This is a genomic window from Borrelia hispanica CRI (assembly GCF_000500065.1).
In the GTDB taxonomy this organism is placed as follows: domain Bacteria; phylum Spirochaetota; class Spirochaetia; order Borreliales; family Borreliaceae; genus Borrelia; species Borrelia hispanica.
In genome coordinates this window covers 1-1,512 of record NZ_AYOU01000033.1, presented here as the reverse complement: position 1 = coordinate 1,512, position 1,512 = coordinate 1, and the positions used below count along the sequence as shown (strand labels likewise).

Sequence of the window (1,512 nt, the reverse complement as noted above, 5' to 3'; positions counted from 1 at the left end):
TGTTATGAAAACTGTTATGAAAACTGTTATGAAAACTGTTATGAAAACTGTTATGAAAACTGTTATGAAAACTGTTATGAAAATATTGGTGCTGATAGATAATGTATCAAATTTATAATTAATCAATTTTTCAAACAAAGATTTTTGCTTTATAATTATATATCTATTTACGTTCTGTTACCTTGTAATAAGGTAACAATATTTTTTAAATTATTTATAAAAAATTATAAAAAGTAAGAGGGTTTTATTTTATTATGAAAGATATTAAATTTCCTAAAAAAAAGAAAGGTTTTAGAGATGAAGAAATGGAGATGGAGGCATTTATAGCGCAGGTTGACGCTAATATAGAGGCAATGGATCGTGAATTTAAAGAATTCCAAAGAAGATATGGAGCGGATAAAAGTTTTGAGGATTGGATTGAATATGAGGAGAAAGAGCGAAGAATTAAAGAGGAGAAAATTCAGTTGAGGGTTGAAAATTTGAGTGCTCGCTTTGCAAAGGAATTAAAAGCTAAAGTTGTTAATAAATGATTATTTATTTTATTGTATTTGTTATTAATTTATTAATAATTAATTTTGAATTATTGAAAATAAAGATTTTTGCTTTACAATTATAAATTGTATATATTTGTTAATATACTCCTTAATTTTAAATAACTTTGATTTAATTATATATTTTAAAATAGTAATAAAATAATAAAAATAAGACAAATCTTTCAAAATAGGAGGTGTAATAGTGAAATTCAAAAACAAATTTTTAATTTTAAGTTTGCTTTTCAGTTTTATTAGTTGTGATTTATTCTTTGGTGTGAATTCTAATAAGGATGCTATTGAAGATAATAGTGAATCTTTAGAACACGTTGATAGTGAAACATCTAAGAAAAGAAGCAGAAGATCTGTTTTAGAAGAAACAGCTGAAGTAGTAGAACCTGTAGTAAAAGCTTTTGTAGGACCTGTATTAGAAGCTATATTAGGACCTGTAGTAGAGTCTGCAGAAGAAGATGATAATGATAAAAAAACAGTAGAAGCTAAAGTAGAAGCTGAAGAAGAAGTTAAAGTAGAAGCTGAAGAAGAATTAGAAAGTAAAGAAAATGAAGAAGTAGAAGAAAAGGATGTAAAAGATTTAGAGGCTAAACTTCTTCCGGATAAGTTTGATTTGTATGATGTGAATGATGCACTTTATTGGATTAAAACAATAAAAGAAAAAAAACAATCAGGTATGATGATTGAAGTTTTAGCAATATCAGGAGATATTGAGCTTTTGAAAAATATTATTTCACAAAAATACAAACAAGAGGATAAGGCTAATGATATAATTCAACTCTTAAAAGATTCTCAAACTATAGTGATAAATGATCTTATGAAAAGTTTATATGAATATAAAGAAGAATCTTTTGTAAAACTGGAAGCAAATTTTAAAAAGGTAAAAAACTTTTTAGAAGAGGCTATTGAAAAAAAAATAAAAGAATAAAATAAAAAATATTAATAATAATGAAATAGAATAGATTATTAC

2 protein-coding genes are annotated in these 1,512 nt (G+C 24.7%); both read left to right on the top strand.

Annotation, left to right across the window (positions count from 1 at the left end):
- Positions 1–254: 254 nt before the first annotated feature.
- Positions 255–530, top strand: a complete 276-nt coding sequence (locus U880_RS0100810) for a hypothetical protein (protein ID WP_024654398.1) — start codon at positions 255–257, stop codon at positions 528–530.
- Positions 531–735: 205 nt separating this feature from the next.
- Positions 736–1,470, top strand: coding sequence for a hypothetical protein (locus tag U880_RS0100800; protein WP_024654397.1), 735 nt, complete (start codon positions 736–738; stop codon positions 1,468–1,470).
- The last annotated feature ends 42 nt before the right edge of the window (positions 1,471–1,512 follow it).

Excerpts from the sequence above, each read along its gene's own strand:
- U880_RS0100810 (WP_024654398.1), top strand. The coding sequence starts at position 255 with ATGAAAGATATTAAATTTCCTAAAAAAAAGAAAGGTTTTAGAGATGAA.